Source organism: Streptomyces sp. NPDC054794 (genome assembly GCF_053611585.1).
Window position 1 is genome coordinate 196,630 of sequence record NZ_JBSHAQ010000007.1, and the last position, 26,193, is coordinate 222,822.

Annotated in this window: 24 protein-coding genes and 1 riboswitch; of the genes, 12 read left to right on the forward strand and 12 right to left on the reverse strand. The window is 73.3% G+C overall.

Annotation, left to right across the window (positions count from 1 at the left end; all coding sequences use genetic code 11):
- Positions 1–14: 14 nt before the first annotated feature.
- From cobI to ACWGKT_RS09940, 10 genes are all read right to left on the reverse strand, one after another.
- Entirely contained in the window at positions 15–746 is a 732-nt protein-coding gene (gene cobI, locus ACWGKT_RS09895) for a precorrin-2 C(20)-methyltransferase (protein ID WP_453273172.1), read from the reverse strand.
- On the reverse strand, positions 743–2,173 hold the full coding sequence (locus ACWGKT_RS09900; protein WP_453273173.1) for a cobyrinate a,c-diamide synthase: 1,431 nt from the start codon (positions 2,171–2,173) through the stop codon (positions 743–745). Before ACWGKT_RS09900 ends, cobI begins: the two co-directional genes overlap by 4 nt.
- A complete protein-coding gene (gene cobO, locus ACWGKT_RS09905; RefSeq protein ID WP_235459606.1) occupies positions 2,167–2,775 on the reverse strand; it encodes a cob(I)yrinic acid a,c-diamide adenosyltransferase in 609 nt (202 codons plus the stop codon). The genes ACWGKT_RS09900 and cobO overlap by 7 nt, the downstream gene beginning before the upstream one ends.
- Positions 2,775–4,781: a putative cobaltochelatase gene (locus ACWGKT_RS09910; protein ID WP_453273174.1), complete on the reverse strand. Its 2,007-nt coding sequence runs from the start codon at positions 4,779–4,781 to the stop codon at positions 2,775–2,777. Before ACWGKT_RS09910 ends, cobO begins: the two co-directional genes overlap by 1 nt.
- Positions 4,778–8,431 (reverse strand): cobaltochelatase subunit CobN, encoded by a 3,654-nt coding sequence (gene cobN / locus ACWGKT_RS09915; protein WP_453273175.1) that lies wholly within the window; start codon positions 8,429–8,431, stop codon positions 4,778–4,780. The genes ACWGKT_RS09910 and cobN overlap by 4 nt, the downstream gene beginning before the upstream one ends.
- Positions 8,428–9,975, reverse strand: coding sequence for a cobyric acid synthase (locus tag ACWGKT_RS09920; protein WP_453273176.1), 1,548 nt, complete (start codon positions 9,973–9,975; stop codon positions 8,428–8,430). Before ACWGKT_RS09920 ends, cobN begins: the two co-directional genes overlap by 4 nt.
- Positions 9,972–10,922 (reverse strand): cobalamin biosynthesis protein, encoded by a 951-nt coding sequence (locus ACWGKT_RS09925; protein WP_453273177.1) that lies wholly within the window; start codon positions 10,920–10,922, stop codon positions 9,972–9,974. The genes ACWGKT_RS09920 and ACWGKT_RS09925 overlap by 4 nt, the downstream gene beginning before the upstream one ends.
- Positions 10,923–11,023: 101 nt before the next feature.
- Positions 11,024–11,163, reverse strand: a riboswitch (cobalamin riboswitch).
- 129 nt (positions 11,164–11,292) lie between these two features.
- A complete protein-coding gene (locus ACWGKT_RS09930) occupies positions 11,293–11,520 on the reverse strand; it encodes a hypothetical protein (protein WP_356143021.1) in 228 nt (75 codons plus the stop codon).
- 32 nt (positions 11,521–11,552) lie between these two features.
- The gene (locus ACWGKT_RS09935; protein ID WP_453273178.1) at positions 11,553–12,800 is read right to left on the reverse strand and encodes an anion permease; all 1,248 of its coding nucleotides are present in this window, start codon (positions 12,798–12,800) and stop codon (positions 11,553–11,555) included.
- Positions 12,801–12,943: 143 nt separating this feature from the next.
- On the reverse strand, positions 12,944–13,699 hold the full coding sequence (locus ACWGKT_RS09940; RefSeq protein ID WP_453273179.1) for a lysozyme: 756 nt from the start codon (positions 13,697–13,699) through the stop codon (positions 12,944–12,946).
- Positions 13,700–13,897: 198 nt separating this feature from the next.
- Between ACWGKT_RS09940 and ACWGKT_RS09945 the strand changes: the two genes are divergently transcribed.
- The 3 genes from ACWGKT_RS09945 (at position 13,898) to ACWGKT_RS09955 (ending at position 17,532) form a co-directional block, all read left to right on the forward strand.
- The gene (locus ACWGKT_RS09945; protein WP_356143015.1) at positions 13,898–14,638 is read left to right on the forward strand and encodes a class II aldolase/adducin family protein; all 741 of its coding nucleotides are present in this window, start codon (positions 13,898–13,900) and stop codon (positions 14,636–14,638) included.
- A 100-nt stretch (positions 14,639–14,738) separates the two neighbouring features.
- Positions 14,739–15,866, forward strand: coding sequence for an alpha/beta hydrolase family protein (locus tag ACWGKT_RS09950; protein ID WP_453273180.1), 1,128 nt, complete (start codon positions 14,739–14,741; stop codon positions 15,864–15,866).
- A gap of 202 nt (positions 15,867–16,068) precedes the next feature.
- Positions 16,069–17,532 (forward strand): hypothetical protein, encoded by a 1,464-nt coding sequence (locus ACWGKT_RS09955; protein ID WP_453273181.1) that lies wholly within the window; start codon positions 16,069–16,071, stop codon positions 17,530–17,532.
- Between the two features lie 25 nt (positions 17,533–17,557).
- Here the strand turns inward: ACWGKT_RS09955 and ACWGKT_RS09960 are convergent, their stop codons facing one another.
- Positions 17,558–17,971 carry a VOC family protein gene (locus ACWGKT_RS09960; protein WP_235459617.1) on the reverse strand — a complete coding sequence of 138 codons (414 nt, stop codon included), beginning with the start codon at positions 17,969–17,971 and terminating at the stop codon, positions 17,558–17,560.
- Positions 17,972–18,242: 271 nt separating this feature from the next.
- On the opposite strand from ACWGKT_RS09960, the gene ACWGKT_RS09965 reads away from it, so the two are divergent.
- The 4 genes from ACWGKT_RS09965 (at position 18,243) to ACWGKT_RS09980 (ending at position 22,139) form a co-directional block, all read left to right on the forward strand.
- Positions 18,243–18,941 carry a hypothetical protein gene (locus ACWGKT_RS09965; RefSeq protein ID WP_453273182.1) on the forward strand — a complete coding sequence of 233 codons (699 nt, stop codon included), beginning with the start codon at positions 18,243–18,245 and terminating at the stop codon, positions 18,939–18,941.
- Between the two features lie 92 nt (positions 18,942–19,033).
- Positions 19,034–20,632, forward strand: coding sequence for an ABC-F family ATP-binding cassette domain-containing protein (locus ACWGKT_RS09970; protein ID WP_356143005.1), 1,599 nt, complete (start codon positions 19,034–19,036; stop codon positions 20,630–20,632).
- 335 nt (positions 20,633–20,967) lie between these two features.
- Complete coding sequence (locus tag ACWGKT_RS09975; protein ID WP_004002281.1) at positions 20,968–21,189, forward strand: helix-turn-helix domain-containing protein; 222 nt, start codon at positions 20,968–20,970, stop codon at positions 21,187–21,189.
- 146 nt (positions 21,190–21,335) lie between these two features.
- Entirely contained in the window at positions 21,336–22,139 is an 804-nt protein-coding gene (locus ACWGKT_RS09980; protein ID WP_235458165.1) for an enoyl-CoA hydratase/isomerase family protein, read from the forward strand.
- Positions 22,140–22,924: 785 nt separating this feature from the next.
- Here the strand turns inward: ACWGKT_RS09980 and ACWGKT_RS09985 are convergent.
- The gene (locus ACWGKT_RS09985; protein WP_453273183.1) at positions 22,925–23,647 is read right to left on the reverse strand and encodes a nucleopolyhedrovirus P10 family protein; all 723 of its coding nucleotides are present in this window, start codon (positions 23,645–23,647) and stop codon (positions 22,925–22,927) included.
- Between the two features lie 89 nt (positions 23,648–23,736).
- Here ACWGKT_RS09985 and ACWGKT_RS09990 point away from each other — a divergent pair, with 89 nt between their 5' ends.
- From ACWGKT_RS09990 to amaP, 5 genes are all read left to right on the forward strand, one after another.
- Positions 23,737–24,222 carry an Asp23/Gls24 family envelope stress response protein gene (locus ACWGKT_RS09990; protein ID WP_453273184.1) on the forward strand — a complete coding sequence of 162 codons (486 nt, stop codon included), beginning with the start codon at positions 23,737–23,739 and terminating at the stop codon, positions 24,220–24,222.
- 68 nt (positions 24,223–24,290) lie between these two features.
- A complete protein-coding gene (locus tag ACWGKT_RS09995; RefSeq protein WP_235458168.1) occupies positions 24,291–24,485 on the forward strand; it encodes a hypothetical protein in 195 nt (64 codons plus the stop codon).
- Entirely contained in the window at positions 24,482–24,904 is a 423-nt protein-coding gene (locus ACWGKT_RS10000) for an Asp23/Gls24 family envelope stress response protein (protein WP_453273185.1), read from the forward strand. Before ACWGKT_RS09995 ends, ACWGKT_RS10000 begins: the two co-directional genes overlap by 4 nt.
- Positions 24,901–25,578 (forward strand): DUF6286 domain-containing protein, encoded by a 678-nt coding sequence (locus ACWGKT_RS10005; protein ID WP_453273186.1) that lies wholly within the window; start codon positions 24,901–24,903, stop codon positions 25,576–25,578. Before ACWGKT_RS10000 ends, ACWGKT_RS10005 begins: the two co-directional genes overlap by 4 nt.
- Positions 25,575–26,162 (forward strand): alkaline shock response membrane anchor protein AmaP, encoded by a 588-nt coding sequence (gene amaP, locus ACWGKT_RS10010; RefSeq protein ID WP_453273187.1) that lies wholly within the window; start codon positions 25,575–25,577, stop codon positions 26,160–26,162. The genes ACWGKT_RS10005 and amaP overlap by 4 nt, the downstream gene beginning before the upstream one ends.
- Positions 26,163–26,193: the final 31 nt, after the last annotated feature.

A 26,193-nucleotide genomic window follows, 5' to 3' on the forward strand; every position in this document is an offset into this window, starting at 1 on the left:
GCCGGCCGGCCCGCTCACAGCTTGCCGCCCCGTCTGTTCGAGCGCGGCGCGGGCGCGATCAGCGTGGAGAGGTACGGCAGCGGCGTCCCGTCCAGATCGGCGGCGGGCCGGATGAACTCCTCCGCCAGCCCGAGCGCCGACCCCCACACCGCATCGCCGATCCGCCCGGTCTCCCGCAGCGCCTCGGCCACCTCCCCGGCCTGCCGCCCGAACTTGTACGCGACGACGGTTCCGGGACCGTTCAGCGCCTCCTTGAGCACGGCGGCCCCGGCGGTCACCGGTACGAGCGTCAGCGGCTCGGTGCCCTCGGTGAGGACGGCACCCGACCGCGCGGCGAGATCCTGCATGGCGGTGATCCCGGGCACGGTCTCGATACCCGTCCCCGGCACCAGCTCCGTGATGGTCTGCGCGAGATAGGTGAAGGTGGAGTACACGTTGGGGTCGCCGATGGTCGCGAAGGCGACCGAACCGCCCTCCCTGAGCAACTCGGCGACCCGCTCGCCGGCCGCGTCCCAGGCGGCCTCCCGCCGCGCCCGGTCGCTGCGCTCGTTGAGCGCGAACACGACCCGGACGACCTTCTCCGCGGGCACGTAGTGCAGCACGGTCGCCTCGGCCCGGCCCTGCTCACCCGTGTCCATGACGGGTACGACGACGACAGCGGCCGCGCGCAGGGCGTTGACGCCCTTGACGGTCACCAGCTCCGGGTCACCGGGACCGACTCCGACTCCGATCAGCCTGCTGCTCATGACGTCCGGCACCTCTCCACGAACCGACGGGCCGCACCGGGCGCGGACGCCCAGTGCGTGTGCAGATAACTCGCGTGCACACCCTGCTGTACGAAACCTTCGACCCGCCGTCGAGGGGCGCGCACACCCCAGGCGGGAGCCGCCTCCGAGCCGGGCTCGACGACCGTGCGGTGGAACTCGTGCCCGCGCATCCGGGTCCCGGCGGCGGCGAGCACACTGTCGCCGACGGCCACGGCGTCGCGATAGCCGAGGGTGAGCCGTTCACTCATGCGGGCGGTGGCGTCGAGCACTCCGCACATCGGCCGCCCGTCCAACTCCCGGCACAGATACAGCAGCCCGGCGCACTCGGCGGCGACGGGAGCACCGCCGAGCGCGAGTTCGGCGACGGCCTTCCTGAGCGGTTCGTTGGCGGACAACTCGGCGGCGTACACCTCGGGGAAGCCCCCGCCGATGACCAACCCGCGTGTCCCGTCGGGCAGTCGCTCGTCGCGCAGCGGGTCGAAGGGGACGACGTCGGCTCCGGCGGCGGTGAGCAGTTCTGTGTGCTCGGCGTAGGAGAAGGTGAACGCTTCCCCGCCGGCGAGGGCAATGACTGGTGCTTCCCGATGCCGGTCGGCATTCTCCAGCCCGTCCGGCGCTTGGGGACGAGGCCGTTCAGGCCGAAGCGGGGGGCTGGGGGCGGCAGCCCCCAGGACCTCGACGGCATCCCAGGTCGCACAGGGCAGGACACCCGCACTGCGCGCCAGCGCGACCAGCCCGTCCACATCACACCCGTCGGAGACCTGCGCACCCATCGCCGCAACGGCCTCCACGGCCTCAGCCCGCCGCTCGGCGACCGGCACAAGACCCAGATGCCGCGACGGCGTGTCCACCTGCGGCGCCCGCCGCAACACCCCCAACACCGGCACCCCGACGGAGTCCAACGCGTCCCGCAGCAACTCCTCGTGCCGGTCCGAGGCGACCTTGTTCAGGATCACGCCCCCGACCCGCACCTCCGGGTCCCAGGACACGAACCCGTGCACCAGCGCGGCCACCGACCGCGACTGCGCCGACGCGTCGACGACGAGCACCACCGGCGCCCGCAGCAGCTTCGCCACCTGGGCGGTGGACGCCAGTTCACCCTCCCCGGCAGCCCCGTCGTACAGCCCCATCACACCCTCGACGACCGCGATGTCGCACCCGCGCGCGCCGTGCGCGAACAGCGGACCGACCAGCTCCGGCCCGCACAGGTACGCGTCGAGGTTGCGCCCCACGCGCCCGGTGGCGAGCGCGTGATACCCGGGGTCGATGTAGTCCGGACCGACCTTGTGCGGGGACACGGCGAGCCCCCGCCCGGTCAGCGCGGCCATCAGCCCCGTGGCCACGGTGGTCTTGCCGCTGCCGGACGACGGCGCGGCGATGACCAGCCGGGGCACGGACGTCACCACTCGATGCCCCTCTGGCCCTTCTGGCCCACGTCCATGGGGTGCTTCACCTTGGACATGTCGGTGACGAGATCCGCGAAGTCGACCAGCTTCTGCGGCGCGTTCCGCCCGGTGATCACCACATGCTGGGTGCCGGGCCGGTCGCGCAGCACCGACACGACCTCGTCCGTGTCGACCCAGCCCCAGTGCATCGGGTACGCGAACTCGTCGAGCACGTACAGCTTGTACGTCTCGGCCGCCAGGTCCCGCTTGACCTGCTCCCAGCCCTCCCGGGCCTTCTCCTCGTTGGTCGAGTTGTCACCCTGGATGTCGCGCTGCACCCACGACCAGCCCTCGCCCATCTTGTGCCAGTCGACGGTCCCGCCCTCGCCGGAGGCGCCGAGCACGCGCAGCGCGTTCTCCTCGCCGACCTTCCACTTGGCCGACTTGACGAACTGGAAAACCCCGATGGGCCACCCCTGGTTCCAGGCGCGCAGCGCGAGCCCGAACGCGGCGGTGGACTTCCCCTTGCCGATGCCCGTGTGCACGACGACGAGCGGACGATTGCGGCGCTGACGGGTCGTCAGTCCGTCGTCCGGTACGACACTCGGCTGTCCCTGCGGCATTACGCAGCCCTCCTGTTGCTGTTGCCCTGCACATCCCGCACCAGCCCGGCGATGCTGTCCGCCCGCAGCTCGTCCAGCGTCACCGCCGTACCGCCCAGCTCACCCGCGAGCTGCCCGGCGAGCCCCAGCCGCACCGGCCCCGACTCGCAGTCCACGACCACGGAGGCGACCTGCTCGGCCGCGAACAGCCGCGCCGCACGCCCCGCCAGGGCGACCGGTTCCGGGCCGCCCGTGGCCCGCCCGTCCGTCACCACCACGACGAGCGCCCGCCGCGCCGGATCCCGCAGCCGCTCGACCCGCAGCACCTCGTGCGCGCGCAGCAGCCCGGCCGCGAGCGGCGTCCGCCCGCCCGTCGGCAGCGACTCCAGCCGGGCCGCCGCCGCGTCCACGGACGAGGTCGGCGGCAGCGCGACCTGCGCGTCCTTGCCGCGGAAGGTCACCAATCCCACCTTGTCCCGCCGCTGGTACGCGTCCAGCAGCAGCGACAGCACGGCACCCTTCACGGCGCTCATCCGCTGCCGCGCCGCCATCGAACCGGAGGCGTCGACCACGAACAGCACCAGGTTTCCCTCGCGCCCCTCGCGGGTGGCCTGCCGCAGATCGTCCCGGCGCACCACGAGCCCCGGCCCGGAGCGTCCGCGCGCCCGCTGGTGCGGAGCCGCGGCCCGGACGGTCGCCGCCAGGTGCAGCTTGGTGAGCGTGCCCCGGGGCCGCCGGGCCCCGGTGGTCCGCCCGTGCTCGGTCCGCGCCCGTGACCGCCGCCCGGCGGCACCCTCACCGAGTCCGGGCACGCTCAGCACCCTCGTACGGAACGGCTCGGCGGCGCGGGCCGGAGCCTGCTCGGCGGCGCCGGACGCCTGCGGCTGCCCGCCCTCGCCCTCCTCGGGCCGCGCCCCGGTGTCACCGCCCTGCGGGCCGCTGTCCGGCGCCGGCTGCCCGCCGCCCCCACCGCCTCCGCCGGACCCGTCCGGGTCGGGATCCTCGTCGTCGGCGGAGTCCCCGAACTCCTCCAGCGTCTCGTCGAGCTTGTCCTCGTCCAGGCCCGGCGCGTCGAAGGGGTTGCGCCGACGCCGGTGCGGCAGCGCGAGCAGCGCGGCCTGCCGTACGTCCTCGGCGAGCACCTCGGTCCGCCCGGCCCACGCGGCCAGCGCGGTCGCCGTACGCGCCATCACGATGTCGGCCCGCATGCCGTCCACCTCGAAGGCGGCACAGGTCGCCGCGATCTGCCGCAGCGCGCCGTCGCCCAGCCGCACGGACGGCAGCAGCGCACGCGCGGCCACGATCCGGGCCCGTACGGCGGCCTCCTCGTCCGCCCAGCGCGCGGCGAAGCCGGCCGGGTCGTCGTCGTAGGCGAGCCGCCGCCGCACGACCTCCACCCGCTGCTCCGGCTCGCGGGAGGCCGCGACCTCCACGGTCAGCCCGAACCGGTCGAGCAACTGCGGCCGCAGCTCGCCCTCTTCGGGGTTCATGGTCCCGACGAGCAGGAAACGGGCCGCGTGCCGTACGGAGACACCCTCTCGCTCGACGTACGAGGCGCCCATCGCGGCCGCGTCGAGGAGCAGGTCGACCAGGTGGTCGTGGAGCAGGTTGACCTCGTCGACGTAGAGGATCCCGCGGTGCGCGTCGGCCAGCAGGCCCGGCTCGAAGGCCTTCACGCCCTCCGCGAGCGCCCGCTCGATGTCGAGGGCACCGACCAGCCGGTCCTCGGAGGCGCCGACGGGCAGCTCGACCATCCGGCTCGGACGGGACTCGAACGCGCCCGGCTCGTGCGGCCCGTCCGGGCACGCCGGGTCCGGCGCCCCGGGGTCGCAGGAGAACCGGCACCCGGAGACGACGTCCACCTCGGGCAGCAGCGCCGAAAGAGCGCGTACGGCCGTCGACTTGGCGGTGCCCTTCTCGCCGCGCACCAGCACGCCGCCGACCGCCGGTGACACGGCGTTCAACAGCAGCGCGAGCCGCAGGTCGTCCTGGCCGACGACGGCCGTGAACGGAAACGGGGTACTCACTTCTCGTCGCCCTCCAAGTCGCCTTCCAGCTCCAGGTAGGTGGCGCGCAGTCGCTCCAGCGTCTCCGCGTCCGGCTCGGCCCACAGCCCGCGCTCGGCCGCCTCCAGCAGCCGCTCCGTGATCCCGCGCAGCGCCCACGGGTTGGACTTCTTCATGAAGTCCCGGTTCTCCGGGTCGAAGACGTACTCGGCGCTGAGCTTCTCGTACATCCAGTCGTCCACGACCCCGGCCGTGGCGTCGTAGCCGAACAGGTAGTCCACGGTCGCCGCCATCTCGAAGGCGCCCTTGTAGCCGTGCCGCCGCATGGCCGCCATCCAGCGCGGGTTGACCACGCGGGCGCGGAAGACGCGGTGCGTCTCCTCGCCGAGGGTGCGGGTCCTGACCTGGTCCGGTACGGCGGAGTCGCCGACGTACGCCTCCGGGGAGGCCCCGGTGAGGTGGCGGACCATGGCGACCATGCCGCCGTGGTACTGGAAGTAGTCGTCGGCGTCGACGAGGTCGTGCTCGCGGGTGTCGACGTTCTTCGCGGCCACGGCGATCCGCCGGAACGCGGTCTCCATGTCCCCGCGTGCCGCCCGCCCGTCGAGCCCGCGCCCGTAGGCGTAACCGCCCCAGACGGCGTACACCTCGGCGAGGTCGGCGTCGCTTCTCCAGTTGCGGGCGTCGATCAGCGGCAGCAGACCGGCGCCGTACGCGCCCGGCTTGGAGCCGAAGATACGGGCCGTCGCGCGCCGCCGGTCGCCGTGCTCGGCGGTGTCCTCGTCGGCGTGGGCGCGCACGAAGTTCCGGTCGGCGGGCTCGGCCAGCTCGGCCACCGCCCGCACCGCGTCGTCGATCAGCCCGACCACGTGCGGGAACGCGTCGCGGAAGAAGCCCGAGATGCGGACCGTGACGTCGATGCGCGGCCGGCCGAGCTCGGCCAGGGGCACGATCTCGAAGCCGGTCACCCGGCGCGAGGCGTCGTCCCAGACGGGACGGCAGCCCAGCAGCGCCAGGATCTCGGCGATGTCGTCGCCCTGGGTGCGCATCGCGGACGTACCCCAGACCGTCAGGCCGACGGACTTCGGGTACTCGCCGGTGTCCTGCAGATACCGCTGCACCAGCGAGTCGGCCAGCGACTGCCCGACCTCCCAGCTCAGCCGGGACGGGATGGCCTTGGGGTCGACCGAGTAGAAGTTGCGGCCGGTCGGCAGGACGTTGACCAGGCCGCGGGTCGGCGAGCCGGAGGGACCGGCGGGGACGTAACCGCCGTTCAGCGCCCGGAGGATGTGACCGATCTCGTCCGTGGTCCTGGCGAGCCGCGGCACGACCTCGGCGCAGGCGAACTCCAGCACCGCGACGGCGTCGGGGAGTTCGGCGCCGAGGACGTCACGGACGAGGGCCGGCACCGTCGCGCCGTCCCAGCCGCGCTCCTCCATCCCCTCCGCGACCCGCCGGCACAGCTGCTCCAGCAGGTCGATCGCGTCGGCGGCGGTGCGCGAGGGGCCGTCGACCAGGTCCGTCAGCTCCACCGGCACCTTCACCGGCGCGCCCGGCTCGGCGAGCAGCTCCTTCTCCACCAGCCCGAAGTGCTCGGCCAACGAGGCCCGCAGCCCCGGCAGGGCGTTCGCCTGCCCGCCCCACACCTGCGAGGCGCGCAGCACGGCGAGGACCAGGTTGACGCGCGGCTCCGCGACCGGGCCGCCGCCGAGGATGTGCAGACCGTCGCGGATCTGCACGTCCTTGATCTCGCACAGATAGCCGTCGATGTGCATGACGAACTCGTCGAAGTCGTCCTCGTCCGGCTGCTCGTCGATGTGCAGGTCGTGGTGGAGCTCGGCGGCCTTGACGAGGGTCCAGATCTGGGCGCGGACGGCCGGGGCCTTCGTCGGGTCCAGGTCGGAGACGAGCGCGTACTCGTCGAGCAGTTGCTCCAGCTTGGCCAGGTCGCCGTAGGTGTCGGCGCGGGCCATCGGCGGGACCAGGTGGTCGACGACGGTGGCGTGGCCGCGCCGCTTGGCCTGGGTGCCCTCGCCGGGGTCGTTGACGATGAAGGGGTAGATCAGCGGGAGATCGCCGAGGACCGCGTCCGGCGCGCAGCCCTTGCCGAGCCCCAGCCCCTTGCCCGGCAGCCACTCCATCGTGCCGTGCTTGCCCATGTGCACGATCGCGTCCGCGCCGAACGAGTTTTCCAGCCAGCGGTACGCCGCCATGTAGTGGTGCGAGGGCGGCATGTCGGGGTCGTGGTAGATCGCGATCGGGTTCTCGCCGAAGCCGCGCGGCGGCTGGATCATCACGACGACGTTCCCGAACCGGAGCGACGCGAGGACGATGTCGTCGCCGTCCACGTAGAGGCTGCCCGGTGGCTCGCCCCACGCCTGAAGCATGGCGTCCCGCAGCTCGGGGTCGAGCTTGTCGAACCAGGCCCGGTAGTCGGCGAGCGGCACGCGCGCGGGCGCGGCGGCCAGCTGCTCCTCGGTGAGCCACTCGACGTCGTGGCCGCCGGCCTCGATGAGCCGGTGGATCAACTCGTCGCCGTTGTCGGGGTATTCGGTGAGGGAGTAGCCGGCATCCCGCAGCGCGTCGAGCACCCGGACCGCGGAGGCCGGGGTGTCCAGGCCCACCGCGTTGCCGACCCGCGAGTGCTTGGTCGGGTACGCGGTGAAGACGAGCGCGACCTTCTTCTCGGCGTTCTCCTTGTGCTTCAACCGCGCGTGCCGCAGGGCGATTCCGGCGACGCGCCCGGCCCGCTCGGGGTCGGCGACGTACACCGGGACGTCGTCCGCACCCTGCTCCTTGAAGGAGAACGGCACGGTGACCAGGCGGCCGTCGAACTCCGGGATCGCGACCTGCATCGCCGCGTCCATGGGGGAGAGGGCCGCGTCGGACTCGTCCCAGGCGGCCCGGGAGGAGGTCAGGCACAGGCCCTGCAGCACCGGGACGTCCAGGTCGGCGAGGGCACCGATGTCCCAGGCCTCCTCGTCGCCGCCGGCCGACGCCTGCGAGGCGTGCGTGCCGCCGGCGGCCAGGACGGTGGCGACGAGGGCGTCGGTCCGGCCGAGGATCTCGTACAGCCCGGCGTCGGCCCCGCGCAGCGAACCGCAGTACACGGGAAGGGCGTTGGCGTCCCGCGCCTCGATCGCCTCGCACAGGGTGTCGACGAAGGCGGTGTTGCCGCTCAGCTCGTGGGCCCGGTAGAAGAGCACGCCGACGGTCGGCCGGCCCTCGACGAAGACGCGCTCGCCGCGGACGCCGTACTCCGGCATCTTCTGCGGCTCGGCGAAGCCCTCGCCCGTCAGCAGCACCGTGTCGGACAGGAACCGGGCGAGCTCGGTGAGGTTGGCGGGGCCGCCCTCGACCAGGTAGCGCAGCGCCTCGGCCACCACACCGGCCGGCACGGACGACTCGGCCATCAGCTCGGCGTCGGGCACCGCCTCCCCGCCCAGCAGCACGGTCGGGATCCCGGCGGCCTTCAGCGCGGCGAGCCCCTCCTCCCAGGCCCGCTTGCCGCCGAGCAGCCGGACGACGGCGAGGTCGGCCTGCCGGACGAGCTCCGGGAGCTCCTCGGCGACGTCGACCCGGGTCGGGTTGCCGATCAGATAGGAGGCGCCGGAGGCCCGTGCCGCCAGCAGATCGGTGTCGGCGGTCGACAACAACAACACTGTGCTCATGCGGGCGCTCCCGGTGGAATGAAAGGCAGTCCTTGTGGCGCGCCCGACTCGATGAGCCGCCAGAGCGCGTCCGTGTCCGCGTGCTGTTCGATCAGGTCGCCGAGCCGGTCGAGCTGCTCCTCGCGCAGCGCGGCGAACGAGGTGTCGGGGGCCGGGACGAAGCGGCGCCCCGCGGCGGCCGCCACCTCGCGCAGAAAGGCCCGCCGGAAACCGTCCGACTCCAGTGAGCCGTGCCAGTGCGTGCCCCAGGTCTGGCCGACCCGGCAGCCGTCCAAGAAGGCCGTTCCGCCGTGGATGTCGGCGACCCCGTGGTGGATCTCGTACCCCTCGACGTGCTCGCCGAGGGCTTCGCCGACGGGCCTGGTGAGGGTCTTCTCGCGGGCGAACCGCACCCGCACGGGCAGGACCCCGAGACCGTCCACCTGACCCTCGCGGCTCTCGACGTCGTCCTCGATGTGCTCGCCGAGCACCTGGAAGCCGCCGCAGATGCCGAGAACGGGCCGGCCCTCACGGGCCCTTGCGACGACGGCATCGGCCAGTCCCCGCTCCCGCAGCCATTCCAGCGCCCGGACCGTCCCCCGGGTGCCCGGGATCACGACGAGGTCGGCGTCGGCGAGTTCCTCCGGCCGGTCCACGAACCGCACGACGACACCGGGTTCGGCGGCCAGCGCGTCCACGTCGGTGAAGTTGGACATGAGCGGGATCGCGCAGACGGCGACGCGCAGCACGTCCTGGCCGAGGGGCGGGGACACGGTCGACTCGCGCACGGTCCCGCGCAGCGAGACGCGCAGCCCGTCCTCCTCGTCGATCCCGAGCCCGTGCCGGAACGGAAGCACGCCGTAGGTGTGCCGTCCGGTGAGCCCGTGCAGCATGTCGAGCCCCGGCTCCAACAGGGACACGTCCCCACGGAACTTGTTGACGAGGAACCCGGCGACGAGCTCCTGGTCCTCGGGCGAGAGCAGGGCGACGGTCCCGAAGAAGGAGGCGAAGACGCCCCCGCGGTCGATGTCGCCGACGACGAGCACGGGGAGGCGGGCGTTGCGCGCGATCCCCATGTTCACGATGTCGGTCCGCCGCAGATTGATCTCGGCGGGCGAACCGGCCCCCTCACAGATCACCGCGTCATACGTGCCCCGCAACTCGGCGAGACAGTCGAGAACCGTCCCGAGGAGTCGCTGCTGGTGCCCGCCGTGCAGCCTTTTCCCGGGGGACGACCCCCCAGACCCCCCGAAGAACCCGCGCGCGCTCATCTCGCCCACCGGCTTGCCCAGCAGCACGACTTGGCTGCTGCTCTCGCCGCCCGGCTTGAGCAGCACGGGATTCATCAGCGCCGTCGGCTCCACCCGGCACGCCTGGGCCTGCATGGCCTGCGCCCGCCCGATCTCCGCGCCCTCGCGCGTGACGAACGAGTTGAGGGACATGTTCTGCGCCTTGAAGGGCGCGACCTTGACCCCCTGCCGGACCAGCCACCGGCAGATCCCCGCCGTCACGACGCTCTTGCCGGCGTCGGAGGTGGTGCCGGCGACGAGAAGACCACCGTTCATGACCTGCGCCCCCTTGCTCTCGCTGCGATGGCGCGCGCGGCGACCCCGACGCCGAGCGCGAGCAGACCGACCCGACGGGAGAGCCGTACGGCCCGGTCGATGTCCTCGGTGGCCACGGCACGGCCGCCGCAGTTGAGCACGGGCCGGTGCTCGAAGCGCCCTCCGTAGGAGAGCGTTCCGCCGAGCCGCACACCCAACGCCCCCGCGAAGGAGGCTTCGACGGGCCCCGCGTTGGGACTCGGATGCCTGCGCGCGTCGGCCCGCCAGGCATGCAGGGCGCCGCGCGGATCGGGGCCCGTGGCGGTGGCCAGTACGGCGGTGAGCCGGGCCCCCGGCCACCCGGCGAGGTCGTCGAGGCGGGCGGAGGCCCACCCGTAGCGCCGGTACCGGGGCGACTTGTGCCCGACCATGGCGTCGAGGGTGTTCACGGCGCGGAAGCCGAGCAGTCCGGGCACGCCGGCGACGGCCCCCCACACCAGAGCCCCCACCACGGCGTCGGACGTGTTCTCCGCGACCGACTCCACGACCGCCCGGGCGATCCCGTCGGCGTCGAGGGCTTGTGGATCGCGTCCGCACAGATGCGGCAGCCGCGCCCGCGCCGCCTCGACGTCCCCCGCCTCCAGGGCACGCGCGATGATCCCGGCCTCCCGGGCGAGCGAAGTCCCCCCGACGACGGCCCAGGTGGCGGCGCCGGTCAGCGCGACGGAGGCGGCGGCACAGCGGCGTACGTACGTCTCGCCCACGGCCCCGAGGGCGACGGCCCCGCCGACGCACACGGCGGTGTGCAGCGCGCCCCAACCCCGGTGGTCCCGCCACAACGTCCGCTCCACGGCCGCGGCGGCCCGCCCGAACGCGGCGACCGGATGCCCCCGGCGGGGATCGCCCAGGAGCAGGTCACCGAGGAGTCCGGCGGCGGCGCCGTACGCGAAGACGCGATCGGCACGCATCGGCTCAGCCGGCCGCGGGGTGGGGCAGCGTTCCGGTTCTGTGCCTGGGCGGCCGAGAGAGCATGGCGATGTGTCCTCACTCAGGGTGTCCACGCCCTGAATCGACGAGACCGGCGGTGAGAGTTCCTGGCTCCCGGGGATTGCTACCCCGGTGACAGTGGCGGGACCGCGCCGGATTCTCACCGGCTTCCTCTTCTGCCGCCGTACTTGGCTCCGGAAGTCCACCACGGGCCCGGAAGGGCCGTCAACTTGCTGTTGACCTGCAGGGGGAGAGTGTGCAGAACCCCACACCGGCCGGGGCCGCACCGGTGTGAGGGCATGCGAAAGGCTCCTCCCCGAAGGCATCGGGGAGGAGCCCTGCGTACGTCGGTCAGGCCTTGGCCATGATCAGGTAGATGCCGTACGCCACCGCGGCCGCGCAGGTCGCGAAGCACACGTACGCTCCGGTCAGCGCGAGGGCGGCGGAGTCGCCCTGCGCGGCGGCGCGTTCGCGGCGGGAGAGGCCGGCGACGCCGAGGGTGAAGAGGGCCACGAGGCCCACGGTGACGGCGAGGCTGGCGCCGAAGACGGAGCCGAGGGCCGCCCAGTCGATCTTCATGCTGATGCTTCCTTAGTAACCGGGGCTCGGGGTCAGACGGCGGCGGTCGGCGGGACGGCCGGGTCGGTGGCGGGGGCGGTCGCCTGGGCCGGGATGGTGGCGGTGAGGCCGTCGGCCACGGTGCCCGCCGGGGGAGGCGTCACGGCGGCGATCGCCGTGGTCACCACGCCGGCCGGCTCGTCGGTGTCGTTGACGTTGGTGTGGTCGACCACCTCGCGGCGGGAGACCTTCCAGATCGCGGCACTGGCGGCGACGAGGAAGACCGCGACCACGGCCGTGCCCCAGTCACCCAGGTCGGTCACCGACTCGGCGAGCGCGCCGACCAGAGCCGCGGCCGGCAGCGTGAGCCCCCAGGCGACGAACATCCGGGTGGCCGTGGACCAGCGGACCACGCCGCCCTTGCGGCCCAGGCCCGCGCCCATCACGGAGCCGGAGACGACGTGCGTGGTGGACAGGGAGAAACCGAGGTGGGAGGAGGCCAGGATGGCCGTGGCCGCGCTGGTCTGGGCGGCGAAGCCCTGCTGCGGCTGAAGGTCGGTCAGGCCCTTGCCCATGGTGCGGATGATGCGCCAGCCGCCGATGTAGGTGCCGAGCGCGATGGCCAGACCCGCGGAGAGGATGACCCAGGTGGGAGGGTTCGAGCCCGGGGCGATGGAGCCGCCGGCGATCAGGGCCAGCGTGATGATGCCCATTGTCTTCTGGGCGTCGTTGGTGCCGTGCGCGAGCGAGACCAGGCCGGCGGAGGCGATCTGGCCGGCGCGGTAGCCCTTGCGGGTGGCCTCGCCGTCGGCGTTCTTGCCGATCGCGTAGGAGAAGCGGGTGGCGACCATCGCCGCCAGGCCCGCCACGATCGGGGCCGCGACCGCCGGGAGCAGCACCTTGGTGACGAGCACGTCACCGTGGACGGCGCCGGTGCCGGCCGAGGCGACGGTGGCACCGATCAGGCCGCCCATGAGGGCGTGCGAGGAGCTGGAGGGCAGTCCGACCAGCCAGGTCGCCAGGTTCCAGAGGATCGCGCCCACCAGCGCGGCGAAGATGACCTCGGGACGTATGCCGGACTCGTCGACGAGTCCCTTGGAGATCGTGTTGGCGACCTCCACGGAGAGGAAGGCGCCCACCAGGTTGAGCGCGGCGGACATGGCCACCGCGATCTTGGGCTTGAGTGCACCGGTCGAGATGGTCGTGGCCATCGCGTTGGCGGTGTCGTGGAAACCGTTCGTGAAATCGAACGCGAGTGCGGTTACCACCACAATCGCGAGGATCAGCGAGAAGTTTTCCATTTACCCAGACAATCTTTAGAGGTCATCGGCCGGTTGACCGTAGGCAACCTGGGTGAACGGAAGGTGAACTGGGAGGGGCTTGAGGGTGTCGCGAGACGGGGGTTGTCGCCCTGTTTCGACCGGACGGCCCAGGCGTGCCTTGATTAGTCACCCCGGGCGAACGTCCTCAGCCCGTTCGGCGACCCGTTGAAGAGATTCTGGTCACCCGGCAGGCTGCCGCTGTTGTCGTACTGCCAGAAGGTCCAGTACGACCATCCGGCCGGCAGCGCCCCCGCGTCCCCCGAGCCGTGGCGGGCTATCCACAGGGCGTGGTTCGCGGCGAAGGCGCCGCTGCCGCCGGTGCACAGGTTCCACCAGTGGGTGGTCGTGTAGATCACCGGGCGGCGGCCGGTCCGCCGCTTCAGTTCGTCGCTGAAGGACTTGATCCAGGCGACCATCCGCGCCTTGCTCAGGCCGTAGCACTTGTCCTTCTTGTCGTAGGGGTTGTACTCGACGTCGAGGGCGGGCGGCAGCGTCCAGCCGTCCGCCGTCCAGGCCCCGCCGCCCCGCACGAAGTACGCGGCCTGGGCCTTGCCGGACGACTTGTTCGGCACGGCGAAGTGGTACGCGCCCCGGATCAGGCCCGCGGCGCGCGAGCCGTCGTACTGCTGGGCGAAGTAGGGGTTGCGGTAGGCCGTGGCCTCGGTCGCCTTGATGTAGACGAACCGGGCGCCCTTGGCCTTCGCGCTCGGCCAGTCGACGTTCCGCTGGTGGGACGAGACGTCGTGGCCCTTCGGCGGGCCGGCCGCGGCGGCCGGAACGCCGGCGAACACGGCCGCCGCGCCCCCGGTGACGAGGGCCAGGGCGGACGCCGCGAGGACGCGGGTGCGGTGGCGGGACGGTTGGTGATCGCGGGCCATGTTTCCCCCCGGAATGGCGACGTGCACGACACGGCGCGACCAGACGCTACTGGAAGATCATTGAATTCCGGATGATCCCCGGCCAAGGATGCCGACGGGGCGATTTATGGCTGTATGCGGTCTTTCGGAGGCGCGGCTTCCGGCCTAAAGTGCCCCGCCCCGGGGATCCGTCGAGACGCCGCCTGGCAGGATCGGCGCATGGCGGAACAGCGGCGGGACCAGCGCGACATACGGGACGGCGGCGAGGGCCGGGACGGCGCACAGGGTGTGCCGGAGCCGCACCGCAGTGGTGTGCGTGACGACGAGGCGCACGCCTGGGAGACCCTCGTCGCGACGGCCCGCAGGACGGTGTCCGACGGACTGGTCGTCGGCACGTCCGGCAATGTGTCGGTGCGCGTCGGGGACACCGTGCTGGTCACGCCGTCGGGCGTGCCCTACGACAGGCTGACGCCGGACGACGTGACCGGCGTCGACCTCGACGGCCGGCAGGTGCTCGGCACCCTGATCCCGACCAGCGAGCTGCCCATGCATCTCGCCGTCTACCGCGCCACCGACGCCGGTGCCGTCGTGCACACCCACGCCGTCCACGCCACGGCCGTCTCGACCCTCGTCCCCGAACTCCCCTCCATCCACTACATGACCGGCGCCCTCGGCGGCCCCGTCCGGGTCGCCCCCTACGCGACCTACGGCACCGAGGAGTTGGCCGAGAACATGCTCCGCGCCCTCGCCGACCGCTCCGGCTGCCTCCTGCAGAACCACGGCACCATCACCTACGGCACCACCCTCGACCAGGCCTTCGACCGCACGGCCCAGCTGGAGTGGATGTGCCGGCTGTGGCTGACGGCGACCTCCGTGCCCGGCCGGTCCCCGTCGCTGCTGTCCGACCGGCAGCTGACCCAGGCGGCCGAACGCCTGCGGGGTTACGGCCAGCGCCCCTGACGCCTCCCCGTCCGCTCCGGTGCCCCCTCCGCTCCGGTCCGCGCCAGTGCGCGAAGGCGGCCCGCTGGCCGAGCGGGAGGCGGGCCGGGACACTGGACGGGTGCGCACTGTCAAAGCGACGGCCGCTGCCGTCACCGCGGTTCTGGCAGCCGGCGCGGCCGGAGTGGTCGTCGGACGGATGGCCAGCGGCGCCGCGCTCAAGGCGCCCGCGGGCCGCCCGCTGCCCACCGAACCCCGGCTCACCGTGCACGGCACGGCCGCCGGCCGGATCACCCTCACCCGCGACCTGGCCTCCCTGCGCCCCGGGATCTACGGCCTCTCCGGCGACGGGTCGCACGCGGTCGTCGGCCCCGTCCTGGAGTCCGCCGAGCACAGCGCCGACACCGTCGTACGCCGCCTGCGACGCGTCACCCACGGCACCCTGCAGACCGGCGACCGGGTCTGGCTCACCCCGAACATCCACATAGGCAACCCGAGCGCCGCCCTCGGCCTCGACCACGCCGACATCGACATCCCCGGCGAGCTGGGCGCCCTGCCCGCCTGGTTCGTGCCCGGCGCCCGGGACATCTGGGTGATCACCGTGCACGGCCTGGGCACCACCCGCGAGCACCCCATGAACGTCATGGAGTCCCTGCACCGCAGGCGCCTGCCCGTCCTCGACCTCGCCTACCGGGGCGACCTCGGCGCACCCCGCCCGACCGACGGCCTGAACCACCTCGGCGAGACCGAGTGGCGCGACCTGGACGCGGCGATCCGCTACGCCGTCCGCTACGGCGCCCGCCGCGTCATCCTGTACGGCTGGTCCACCGGCGCCACCATGGCCCTGCGCGCCGCCGCGTACTCCGCGGTCCGAGACCGTGTCGCCGGCCTCGTCCTGGACTCGCCGGTGCTCGACTGGGAGGCCACCCTGCGTGCCCTGGCCACCGCCCGGCACACCCCGGAAGCGCTGCTGCCGCTCGCGGTGCGGGCCGCCCAGGGCCGGGCCGGCCTGCACGCCGACCACCTCGCCGACAGCGCCGACCCCGGACACATCAAGGTCCCCACGCTGATCATCCACGGCCCCGACGACGAGGTCGCCCCCTGGGAGTACTCCCGCCTCCTCGCCGCCCGCCGCCCCGACCGGGTCTCCCTGCACACCGTGCCGCGGGCCCCGCACGGAGCGATGTGGAACGCCGACCCCGAGGAGTACGAGGAGCGGCTCCGGCGCTTCCTGACCCCGCTGATGTGAGCCGCCGCCCGCCGGGCGCACACGACGGAAGCACCGGGGCGCACGAGCCGGAAACACCGGTTCCCGTCATTCCGTTTAACCCCGTACGACTGGCCTGATCCCGCCTCTACGGCCCCCGGTGGACCGCGTGCGTTGGCCAGCCCCGTCGCCCGCCGTGACATTCCGTTTGGGTTTTCGGACCGTCAACCGGAAGACTGCACCCGTGACGTCCCGTATCCCGCGCGACTCCAGGCTTCGACTCGTCCGACCGCGACCCCTGGCCGCCGCCCCCAGAGCGATGAACCAGCGGCACGCGCGCCGCCCCGCCCCCCGGCCGCCCGAGGGCACTCCCGCACCCGCCGAACTGGCCAGAATGGCGCGCTCCGGCCTGGCCGGCGCGGCCCGCCTCGCCCACTGGGCAGACGCCGCCCTGGGCCCCGGCCGCGCCGGCGGCACCGCCGACGGCAAGGCCACCCTCTCCGAAGCGACCGCCGAACGCGCGGCCGCCGATCTGGGCCTGACCGCGGCTCAGATCCGCGCCGAATGGGACACCGCCCGCCTGGCCGGCCTCGTCGAGGTGCACGGCGACAGCGCGCGCCCCGGCTGGCGCCTGCGCGCCTGGGACCGTGACGACAGCGCCGTGCTGCGCGGCTGGGTCGCGCTCTTCGACGCCTGGTCGCTCGCCTCACCGGAACCCGCTGACCACGAGCCCGCCGCCGTCGCCGAGGTCGTCTCGGCCATGCCCCAGGTGCTCTCCTTCCTCCAGCTGTCCGCCGGTCCCGTCCCGGTGGAGCAGCTCCTCGACCTGCTCCAGCAGCGGGTCACCGAGCTGCGCACCGAGCGCTGCGAGGTCCCGTACGAGCCCGGCACGACGAGACCCGGCGACGCCGCGCCCGCCGCCTCCGGGCCCGTCGTCTCCTCGCTCTCCTCGCCCTCCGCCGTCGAGGCGCCGCGGCCCGCCGAGGTCGCCCCGCTCGCCCCGCTCCTCGACTGGTCCCTGCATGCCCTCGCCTCCGTCGGCGCGTTGACCTGCGGCGACGGTCAGGCCACGCTCACCCCGCTCGGCAGCTGGGCGGTCTGGGTCAAGCTGGAGCAGATCTGCGTGGCCGCGCAGAGCCCCGCCGGCAACATCGAGCAGGGCGCCGAGGACATGCTCCGCGGCTGTGCCCAGCTGCGCCCCAACGCGGCCCGTGCCGAATACCGGGCCTGGCTCGCCGCCCGCACGGTCGGCAGCGCCGTCACCGAACTCATCGACGCCGCCCGTGGCGAGGACGCCCTGCTGCGCGGCCTCGCCTTCGAGGCGCTGCGCGTCGTCGGCGCCCCCGCCGAGCCCGACGTACGCGCCGTCGTCGACGAGCCGACGCTGCGCCCGTACGCCCTGCTGTGGCTCGCCGAGCACGACGGCGCCGACCCCGAGGACGCGCACGAGGTGCTCACCCGGGAGGAGGCCACGTGGCTGTGGGTGGACACCGCCGCCGCCGTCTCCGACCACGGGGAGGCGCCGATGCTCGTACGGCACCTGGAGTCCGCGGTGCAGCCCACCGTGCCCCAGCTGCTGGACGAGGTCCGCGCCGTCGGACACCCCCGGACCGTGCAGGTGCTGGTCGCCCTCGCCGCCGCGCATCCCGACCCGGCCCTCGCGAAGGCCGTGCGCCGGGCCGCCTTCCAGGTGCACACCGGGGGATAGCCCGGTGTCTCAGGCCCCGGTCGTCTCAGGCCCCGGTCTCGGGGGCGTACGTACCGAAGCTCCAGATGTTGCCCTCGGCGTCCCGGGCCATGTAGTCCCGCGAGCCGTAGTCCTGGTCCGTCGGGGGCATCAGGATCTCCGCGCCGTGATCGACCGCGCGCTGGTGGTGTGCGTCGACGTCGTCCACCACGACGTACACACCCGTGGGGCCCGCGCCCTTCATCGCCGTGTCGAAGACGCCGCCGCGGCCCTTGGAGCCGAGCATCACCGCGCCGTTGCCCTGCACCAGCTCGGCGTGCAGCACGGTGCCGTTCTCACCCTCGTACACCGACAGCTCGGTGAAGCCGAAGGCCTCCGTGAGCTGCTTGATCGCGGCCTTCGCGTCCGCGTACAGCAGCGTCGGGAAGACGCTCGGTCGTCCGCCGCCCGTACCCGCCATGCCGATCACTCCCCTGTGTCCGGATGTGCCTCGATGTCGTCCGTCCTCCGGTATTCCCGGCCCGCTGCTCAGTCTGGCACCCGCCACTGACAACGCCCCGAGAGCAGCAACGCCCCCGCCCCCACCCCCTCCAACCCCCCTCCCGACCTCCGAACGAGCGACACCCCACCCCCACCCGCCGTGTCCCGCGACGGGGTCCCCCCACGCGTTCGCCACCTGGCTACGCTCTGCGCCTGTCCGAGGCCGGGTGTCGCAGGGGGTGGGGGTACGGGTGACCGTTCGGCCGAGGGGCGGAATCGCCGTCCTCGCGGTCGGCCTCCTCGCAGTGCTGCTGCCGGCCGCCGCCCACCACGTCCGCCCCACCCCCTACGGAGATCACCTCACCGTCACCGGGCCCGGCGCGGTGGCCGCCCCGGCGGTGCGGGTGCGGGGTGCCGCCGTCGAGGCGTACGGACCCTCGGACGGGGACGTGCGGTGGCGGTACGCGCGGGAGGGACGGTGGCCCGTCGCCGTGGTGGGGGCGCGGGGGGTCGCGATGGCCGTCTGGGACGACGGGGTGGTCACCGGTACCGGCGGCCGGGGGGACCGCGTGCGCTGGCACCGGGCCCTGCCCGGGGTCGGCGGCTGGCTCCGTGCGCACGGCGGGAGAGGGGTCCTGCGCCCGATGGGGCCGGGCATCCTCGCCGTCGTCACCCCGGACCGCGTCACCGCGTACCGCACCTCCGACGGCGACCTCCGCTGGATGCTGCCCGCGCGCGAGGGATGCGCGTTCCGGCCCGAACGTGCCGTTCGTCACGCGGGCGCGCTCCTCGTCGCCCAGCCCTGCGCCCAGGGCGCGTGGACCGCGCAGGTCATCGCCCTCGACGCGTTCGGCCGCATCGCCCCGCACCGCAGACCCCTGGCCGACGACCGCCCCGGCGACCGTCTCGAACGCCCGCACGCAGAAAAAGCGCTTGCCTCGCCCCGTTAGACTTGGCCCATGGCCATTCTCCTCGCGCATTAGACGGCGGGAACGTCCTCAGCCGCCCACCCGCCAATCCCAGTCCGCCCTGGAGTCTGTCCGTGATCTCCGCCTCCGGTATCGAGCTGCGCGCCGGTGCCCGCATCCTCATCGAGAGCGCCTCTTTCCGCGTCGCCAAGGGCGACCGCATCGGTCTCGTCGGCCGCAACGGCGCCGGCAAGACCACCCTCACCAAGGTCCTGGCCGGCGACGGCATCCCCGCCGCGGGCACCGTCACCCGTTCCGGCGAGGTCGGCTACCTCCCGCAGGACCCCCGCACCGGCGACCTCGACGTCCTCGCCCGCGACCGCATCCTCTCCGCGCGCGGCCTCGACGTCCTGATCCGCAAGATGCGCGACAACGAGCAGCGCATCGCCAACGGCCAGGGCGCCACCCGCGAGAAGGCCCTCAAGCAGTACGAGCGCCAGGAGACCGAGTTCCTCACCAAGGGCGGGTACGCCGCCGAGGCCGAGGCCGCCACCATCGCCGCCGCGCTCAACCTGCCCGACCGGGTGCTCGGCCAGCCCCTGCACACGCTCTCCGGTGGTCAGCGCCGCCGTATCGAGCTGGCCCGGATCCTGTTCTCGGACGCGGACACGCTGCTGCTCGACGAGCCGACGAACCACCTCGACGCCGACTCGATCATCTGGCTGCGCGACTACCTGAAGACCTACCGCGGCGGCTTCATCGTCATCTCCCACGACGTCGACCTGGTCGAGACGGTCGTCAACAAGGTGTTCTACCTGGACGCCAACCGCTCCCAGATCGACGTCTACAACATGGGCTGGAAGCTCTACCAGCAGCAGCGCGAGGCCGACGAGAAGCGCCGCAAGCGCGAGCGCGCCAACGCCGAGAAGAAGGCCGCCGCCCTCAACGCGCAGGCCGACAAGATGCGCGCCAAGGCCACCAAGACCGTCGCCGCGCAGAACATGGCCCGCCGCGCCGACAAGCTGCTCTCCGGCCTGGAGGCGGTCCGCCAGTCCGACAAGGTCGCCAAGCTCCGCTTCCCCGAGCCCTCGCCCTGCGGCAAGACCCCGCTGATGGCCGAGGGCCTGTCGAAGTCGTACGGCTCCCTGGAGATCTTCACCGACGTCGACCTGGCCATCGACAAGGGCTCCCGGGTCGTCATCCTCGGCCTCAACGGCGCCGGCAAGACGACCCTGCTGCGCCTCCTCGGCGGCGTCGAGACGCCCGACACCGGCGAGGTCGTCCCCGGCCACGGCCTCAAGCTCGGCTACTACGCCCAGGAGCACGAGACCCTCGACCCCGACCGCACGGTCCTGGAGAACATGCGCTCGGCCGCCCCCGACATGGACCTCGTCGAGGTCCGCAAGGTGCTGGGCTCGTTCCTCTTCTCCGGAGACGACGTCGACAAGCCGGCCGGTGTGCTCTCGGGCGGCGAGAAGACCCGCCTCGCCCTGGCCACGCTCGTGGTGTCCTCGGCGAACGTCCTGCTCCTCGACGAGCCCACCAACAACCTCGACCCGGCCAGCCGCGAGGAGATCCTCGGGGCGCTGCGCACCTACAAGGGCGCGGTCGTCCTCGTCACCCACGACGAGGGTGCCGTCGAGGCGCTCCAGCCGGAGCGGATCATCCTGCTTCCGGACGGTGTCGAGGACCTGTGGGGCGCCGACTACGCGGATCTCGTCGCCCTCGCTTGATCGAACGGATGATCCACAGCGTATGGATCATTCGGCCCATCGGTGATCCATCATCTGTGTGAGATCTCCTCGTATCGAGGTGTGTCGTACATCGATTTCGCGGCCGATCCCTTTGTCGACAAGGGGTCGGCCGCGCCGCGTCTCTGACCTGGCACTTCATCGACGAACCCACCGGGACGCAGGGATGACGTCGATCGGAACTCTGGATTCCGCTTGTGGGGATGCGCTCCTGTCGTCACAAGCTTGTCCCACGGACCTTGCCGAATGGGTGGCCATCACGCCCCGGAGGGGTGATCATGAGGGGACCAGAGCGCACTTCCCATGAGGAGGCACGGGTGGCCGAGACTCTGAAGAAGGGCAGCCGGGTGACCGGCGCCGCGCGCGACAAGCTCGCGGCAGACCTGAAGAAGAAGTACGACTCCGGTGCGAGCATCCGGGCGCTGGCCGAGGAGACCGGCCGCTCGTATGGCTTCGTACACCGGATGCTCAGCGAGTCGGGCGTCACGCTGCGTGGGCGTGGCGGAGCGACCCGGGGCAAGAAGGCCGCATCGTCCTGACCTCGGGCGGCCCATCGGCTTCGATGGTGGCCACCCGGTCGGTTCGCTGATCGGCCGGGTGGTTACTGTGCAGTCACTTAGCTGTGTCGTCGTGCGGCGCGATGTCGTACGGTGCGCAGGATGACCGCACCCATCGGAGGCGCCCCATGGCTTCGCCCGACCAGGACCTCGCTCCTGTACTCGACAAGGACGGCGTACGGCTCACCGTCGACGACGCGCTCGCCACGGTGACGCTGAGCAACCCGGCCAAGCGCAACGCCCAAAGCCCCGCGATGTGGCGGGCGTTGGCCGAGGCCGGGCGGTTGCTGCCGGGCTCCGTCCGGGTCGTCGTGCTGCGTGGCGAGGGCCAGTCCTTCTCCGCCGGGCTGGACCGACAGATGTTCACCCCGGAGGGGATCCCGGGCGAGCCGACGTTCTTCGAACTCGCGCGCCGTGACGACGCCGAGCTGGACGCGACCATCGCCGAGTACCAGGAAGGATTCACCTGGTGGCGGCGCAATGACATCGTGTCCGTCGCCGCCGTCCAGGGGCATGCCATCGGTGCCGGTTTCCAGCTCGCCCTCGCCTGTGACCTGCGCGTGGTCGCCGACGACGTGCAGTTCGCGATGCGCGAGACCAGCCTGGGGATCGTGCCCGACCTGACCGGCACGCACCCGCTGGTGGGGCTCGTCGGTTACGCCCGTGCGCTGGAGATCTGCGCGACCGGGCGGTACGTGCACGCCGAGGAGGCCGTGACGACCGGGCTGGCCAACCTCGCGGTGCCGGTCGCGGAACTCGACGGCGCGGCGCGGGACCTGGCCGCGGCGCTCCTCGCCGCGCCCCGGGACGCGGTCGTCGAGACCAAGGCCCTGCTGCGCGGAGCAACCGGCCGCGACTACGACGCCCAACGCACCGCGGAGCGCGCCGCCCAGGCCCGCCGCCTGCGGGACTTGGCCGACGTGGGCGAATGACCCACGCCCACCGGTCCGACGCACCGCACGCACGCCACGCGGGCTGACTGGCATGGGCCACGTCGGCTGATCGGCGTGCGTCGCGTCGGCCGACTGACCTGCGACGGCAGGGCGAATCGGCATGCGCCGAGCCTTGATCAACTGGCGTGCGCCGACCTTGCCGACCCGCATGCGATGCGCCACGCCGGCTGACCGGCTTGGGCCGACCCGGCTGATCGGCGTGCGTCGCGTCGGCCGACTGACCTGCGCCGGCCCGGCGGATCGGCATGCGCCGAGCCCGCCCTGGGCGAATGGCGTGCGCCGCACCGACCAACCGCGTGCGCCGCCCGGCGGACAGCCTTCGCCGTGCCCTGGCCAACTGGTGTGCGCCGTGCCGCCTGACGGCGTGCGCCGGCCTCGCCTACCGGCGTGCGACGCCCCGGCGGATCTGCAGGCGCCGCCCCGGCGTGGACCGCGCCCCGTCGGACAACCGTGCGCCGCGCCTCGGCCGAGTGGTGTGCGCCGCGCCGACCAACCGGTGGGCGCCGAGCCGCCTGACGGCGTGCGTCGGCTTGCCTACCGGCATACGCCGCCCCGGCGGATCTGCAGGCACTGCCCTCGCGTGGGCCCCGCCCCCGGCGGACAGCCGTGCGCCGCACCCCCGCGGACAGCCGTGCGCCGCGCCTCGGCCGACCGGCATGCGCCGCCCACGCCCCGACCAACCGGTCCTCACCGCCCCGGCCAACTGGCGTCCGTCGGCCGGCCGACCCATGTCACCCCGGCTCGCCGACCGCTGTCACCACGGCTCAGCCCACCGCCGTCACCAGCACCGTCACCGTCGGGCGGTCTCCCGGATCGCTCAGTGCCTCCCGTACCGCCGTGCGGATGTCCCGGGCCACGTCCAGGGGACGGTGGGACGTGGACGTCGCCGCCTCCACGCGTACGTGGCGACGTGGCAGGGCCGTCTCGGCGTCCCGGCGTTCCTCGATGTGTACCGCCCGGCCCAGGACGCCGGTCAGGTGGGTCACGCCGGGGACGGCGAGGGCCGCCTCGGTGGCTCGGGACTCGTCCGGCTCCGTGGTCTCGCGGGCGCGGGGAGGCTCCGGGGAGCGGACCGCCGGGGGCTTTGCCTCTTCCTCCAGCAGGTCCGTCACGCGCAGGTCCACCTCGACGACCGTCAGGCCCAGGCCCTTCGTCGCGGTCGTCGCCAACGTCAGCCGCAGCCGGGAGGCCGTCGTCGGCAGTGGTTCGTCGGCCGTGGCCGCGAAGTCCGCCGTCACCCGGAGCGGGCCCGGGGGCAGCGCCCCCGGCGGTGGCGGCACGGCCGGCTCGTGGGTGTCGCCCGGATCCGCGAGAGCGATCCGCAGCGCGCCGAGCCGCGCCCCCGCCACGCCCGCCGCCGCGCGCCGCAGCACCGCCTCGGCCGCCGCCTCCGCGATCCACGCCCCGTCGCCCGGTCCGCCGAGCGGGAGAATTCTGCCCAGGCCCAGTTGGTGCCGTACGGCCTGTGTCCATCGGTCCGCCGTCATTGCTCCAGCTTGCCGCATCCCCGGCGCGCCACGGCGCATCCCCGCTTACCGTGGTCGAAGGGGACGACGACGGGAAGGGACGTACGGCGATGACCGAGATGACGGAGCGGGACCGGACGACGAGCCCCGAGAGCGCGACGGAGCCCCCGGTACAGACCCGTAAGGCCACCAAGCGCGGTGGCGGGGACCCGGGGACCCGGGGACGCACGACCATCGCCGACGGGGTGGTGGAGAAGATCGCCGCGCTGGCCGCGCGAGACGTGGTCGGCGTGCACGCCCTGGGCAGCGGGCTGGCGCGGACCTTCGGGGCCGTACGCGACCGGGTGCCGGGCGGCACGAAGTCGGTGACCCGCGGGGTCAAGGCCGAGGTCGGCGAGGTGCAGACCGCCCTCGACCTGGAGATCGTCGTGGAATACGGCATGCCGATCGCCGACGTGGCCCGGGCCGTGCGCGAGAACGTGATCGCGGCCGTGGAGCGGATGACCGGACTCGAGGTCGTCGAGGTCAACCTCGCGGTGAGTGATGTCAAGCTTCCGGAGGAAGAGGAAGAAGAGCCGGAACCCCGGATCCAGTGACCACGGGCCACCGGACCACGCACGGCTGAGGAGAGACAACGCACGGCTGAGGAGCTGAGGAGCGCAGCATGAGCATGGCCGTGGTCGGCATGATCGCCGGAATGGCGCTGGGCTTCGCCGGATATTTCGGCGGGTTCGGTGCCTTCCTCCTGGTGGCGGCGCTCGGTGCCGTCGGATTCGTGGTCGGCCGGTTCCTGGAGGGGGACTTGGAGCCGGGTGACTTCTTCCGCATCCGCACCGACCGGCGCGATCGACGACCGTGACCGCCGTGAGCGGCGGGGCCGGGGAGGTCCGCGGACCCGTGACCGTCGTCGCGCCGGGCGAGCGGGGCGCGCTGCGGATCGCCGACCGGGTCGTCGCGAAGGTCGCCGCGCGGGCGGCGCGCGAGGCGGTCGGACCGCTGACCGAGGACGCCGTCGCACCGCACGCGAGCGTCGTCGTGCACCCGCACGCACTCGGTTCCGGTCAGGCGGGGGAGAGACCCGTCGCCACCGCCCGGATCCGGGTGCACCTCGAACTCGACTACCCCTGCGACATCGGCGCGCGCTGCGCTGCCGTGCGTCGGCATGTGGTCGAGCGGGTAGGCGCGTTGGTGGGCATGGAGGTGCCGGAGGTGGCCGTCCAGGTGGAGCGGCTGCACCCGGTATCCGTGCACGGCGCGGCACACGGGAGGGCGCGATGAGCGAGTCCCAGGGCACCGAGACCACCACCCGACGCCTTCCGGCCGTCGAGAAGGAGACCGGAACCGGGCTGGACCAGGCGGCCTCGGCGGCCGCCTACGAGCCACCGCCGGCCGCGGCCGGGGACGACGGCCGAGGCGGCCGCCTCTGGTCGGCGCGCCGCGTGCCCGCGGGCATCGCCGCCCTGCTGCTCCTGATCGGCGCGGCCGCCTTCCTCTACGACATCGCCGCCGTACGGGCCCACCGGCCCGCCATGCGCTGGCGTCGCGAACTGGCCCGGCAGCTCGCCGAAAGGCCCCTCGACGACACCTGGGTGCTGGTCGGCGCGGGCCTCGCCGCGGCCCTCGGCCTGTGGCTGATCGTGCTCGCCGTCACGCCCGGCCTGCGCAAGTGGCTGCCGATGCGGCCGCCGCACGCCGACGTCCGGGCCGTGCTGCACCGCGACGCGGCCGCCCTGGTGCTGCGCGACCGCGCGATGGAGGTCTCCGGCGTGCGGTCGGTACGGGTGCGGTTGCGGCGCAGACGCGCAGACGTCCGCGCGGTCTCGCACTTCCGTGAACTCGACGATGTCCGCGCCGACCTGGACCTGACGCTCGCCGACGCGATCCGGGGGCTCGGGCTCACCCGGCCGCCCGGGCTGTCGGTGCACGTCGCGCGGCCCGGACGGAAGGGGTGAGGGCGGTGCTGAGGACGGTCAACCGCGTACTGCTCGGTGTCGTCGGACTGCTGCTCGTCGTCCTCGGCGGCTCGGTGCTCGCCGTCGGCCTGGGCGTGCGGCCACCGTCCTGGTGGATCCACCAGGGGCGGCACGACGTCCTGCTCAGCCAGGCCGAACGGACCCGGTGGCGGGACGAGGGCTGGTGGTGGCCGACCGTCATCGCCGTGCTGGCCGTCCTCGTCCTGCTCGCCCTGTGGTGGCTCGCCGCCGTGCTGCGCCGACGCCGCCTCGCCGAGGTGCTCGTCGACACCGGCGACGGCGAGGGCGCGCTGCTGCGCGGCCGCGCCCTGGTGGACGTCCTCACCGCCGACGCGGACCGCCTGGACGGAGTGGCCCACGCCCACGCCACCCTGACCGGCCGCCGCGAGGCCCCCGGGGCGCACGTCCGGCTCCAGCTGGACCCGGACGTGGACCCCGGCACGGCCCTGCACGACCTCACCGCCGAGTCCCTGACCCGGGCCCGCGAGTCGACGGGTCTGGCGAAGCTCCCGGCGGAAGTACGCCTGGCGGCGGTCAAGCACCGTGCGGAAAGGGTGACTTGACCGGCCGCGCGGGCGACGACGCCCGGCCCGC

Excerpts from the sequence above, each read along its gene's own strand:
- cobI (WP_453273172.1), bottom strand. The coding sequence starts at position 746 with ATGAGCAGCAGGCTGATCGGAGTCGGAGTCGGTCCCGGTGACCCGGAG.
- cobO (WP_235459606.1), bottom strand. The coding sequence starts at position 2,775 with ATGCCGCAGGGACAGCCGAGTGTCGTACCGGACGACGGACTGACGACC.
- cobN (WP_453273175.1), bottom strand. The coding sequence starts at position 8,431 with ATGAGCACAGTGTTGTTGTTGTCGACCGCCGACACCGATCTGCTGGCG.
- ACWGKT_RS09920 (WP_453273176.1), bottom strand. The coding sequence starts at position 9,975 with ATGAACGGTGGTCTTCTCGTCGCCGGCACCACCTCCGACGCCGGCAAG.
- ACWGKT_RS09925 (WP_453273177.1), bottom strand. The coding sequence starts at position 10,922 with ATGCGTGCCGATCGCGTCTTCGCGTACGGCGCCGCCGCCGGACTCCTC.
- ACWGKT_RS09930 (WP_356143021.1), bottom strand. The coding sequence starts at position 11,520 with ATGAAGATCGACTGGGCGGCCCTCGGCTCCGTCTTCGGCGCCAGCCTC.
- ACWGKT_RS09935 (WP_453273178.1), bottom strand. The coding sequence starts at position 12,800 with ATGGAAAACTTCTCGCTGATCCTCGCGATTGTGGTGGTAACCGCACTC.
- ACWGKT_RS09940 (WP_453273179.1), bottom strand. The coding sequence starts at position 13,699 with ATGGCCCGCGATCACCAACCGTCCCGCCACCGCACCCGCGTCCTCGCG.
- ACWGKT_RS09945 (WP_356143015.1), top strand. The coding sequence starts at position 13,898 with ATGGCGGAACAGCGGCGGGACCAGCGCGACATACGGGACGGCGGCGAG.
- ACWGKT_RS09960 (WP_235459617.1), bottom strand. The coding sequence starts at position 17,971 with ATGGCGGGTACGGGCGGCGGACGACCGAGCGTCTTCCCGACGCTGCTG.
- ACWGKT_RS09980 (WP_235458165.1), top strand. The coding sequence starts at position 21,336 with ATGGCTTCGCCCGACCAGGACCTCGCTCCTGTACTCGACAAGGACGGC.
- ACWGKT_RS09985 (WP_453273183.1), bottom strand. The coding sequence starts at position 23,647 with ATGACGGCGGACCGATGGACACAGGCCGTACGGCACCAACTGGGCCTG.
- ACWGKT_RS09990 (WP_453273184.1), top strand. The coding sequence starts at position 23,737 with ATGACCGAGATGACGGAGCGGGACCGGACGACGAGCCCCGAGAGCGCG.
- ACWGKT_RS09995 (WP_235458168.1), top strand. The coding sequence starts at position 24,291 with ATGAGCATGGCCGTGGTCGGCATGATCGCCGGAATGGCGCTGGGCTTC.
- ACWGKT_RS10005 (WP_453273186.1), top strand. The coding sequence starts at position 24,901 with ATGAGCGAGTCCCAGGGCACCGAGACCACCACCCGACGCCTTCCGGCC.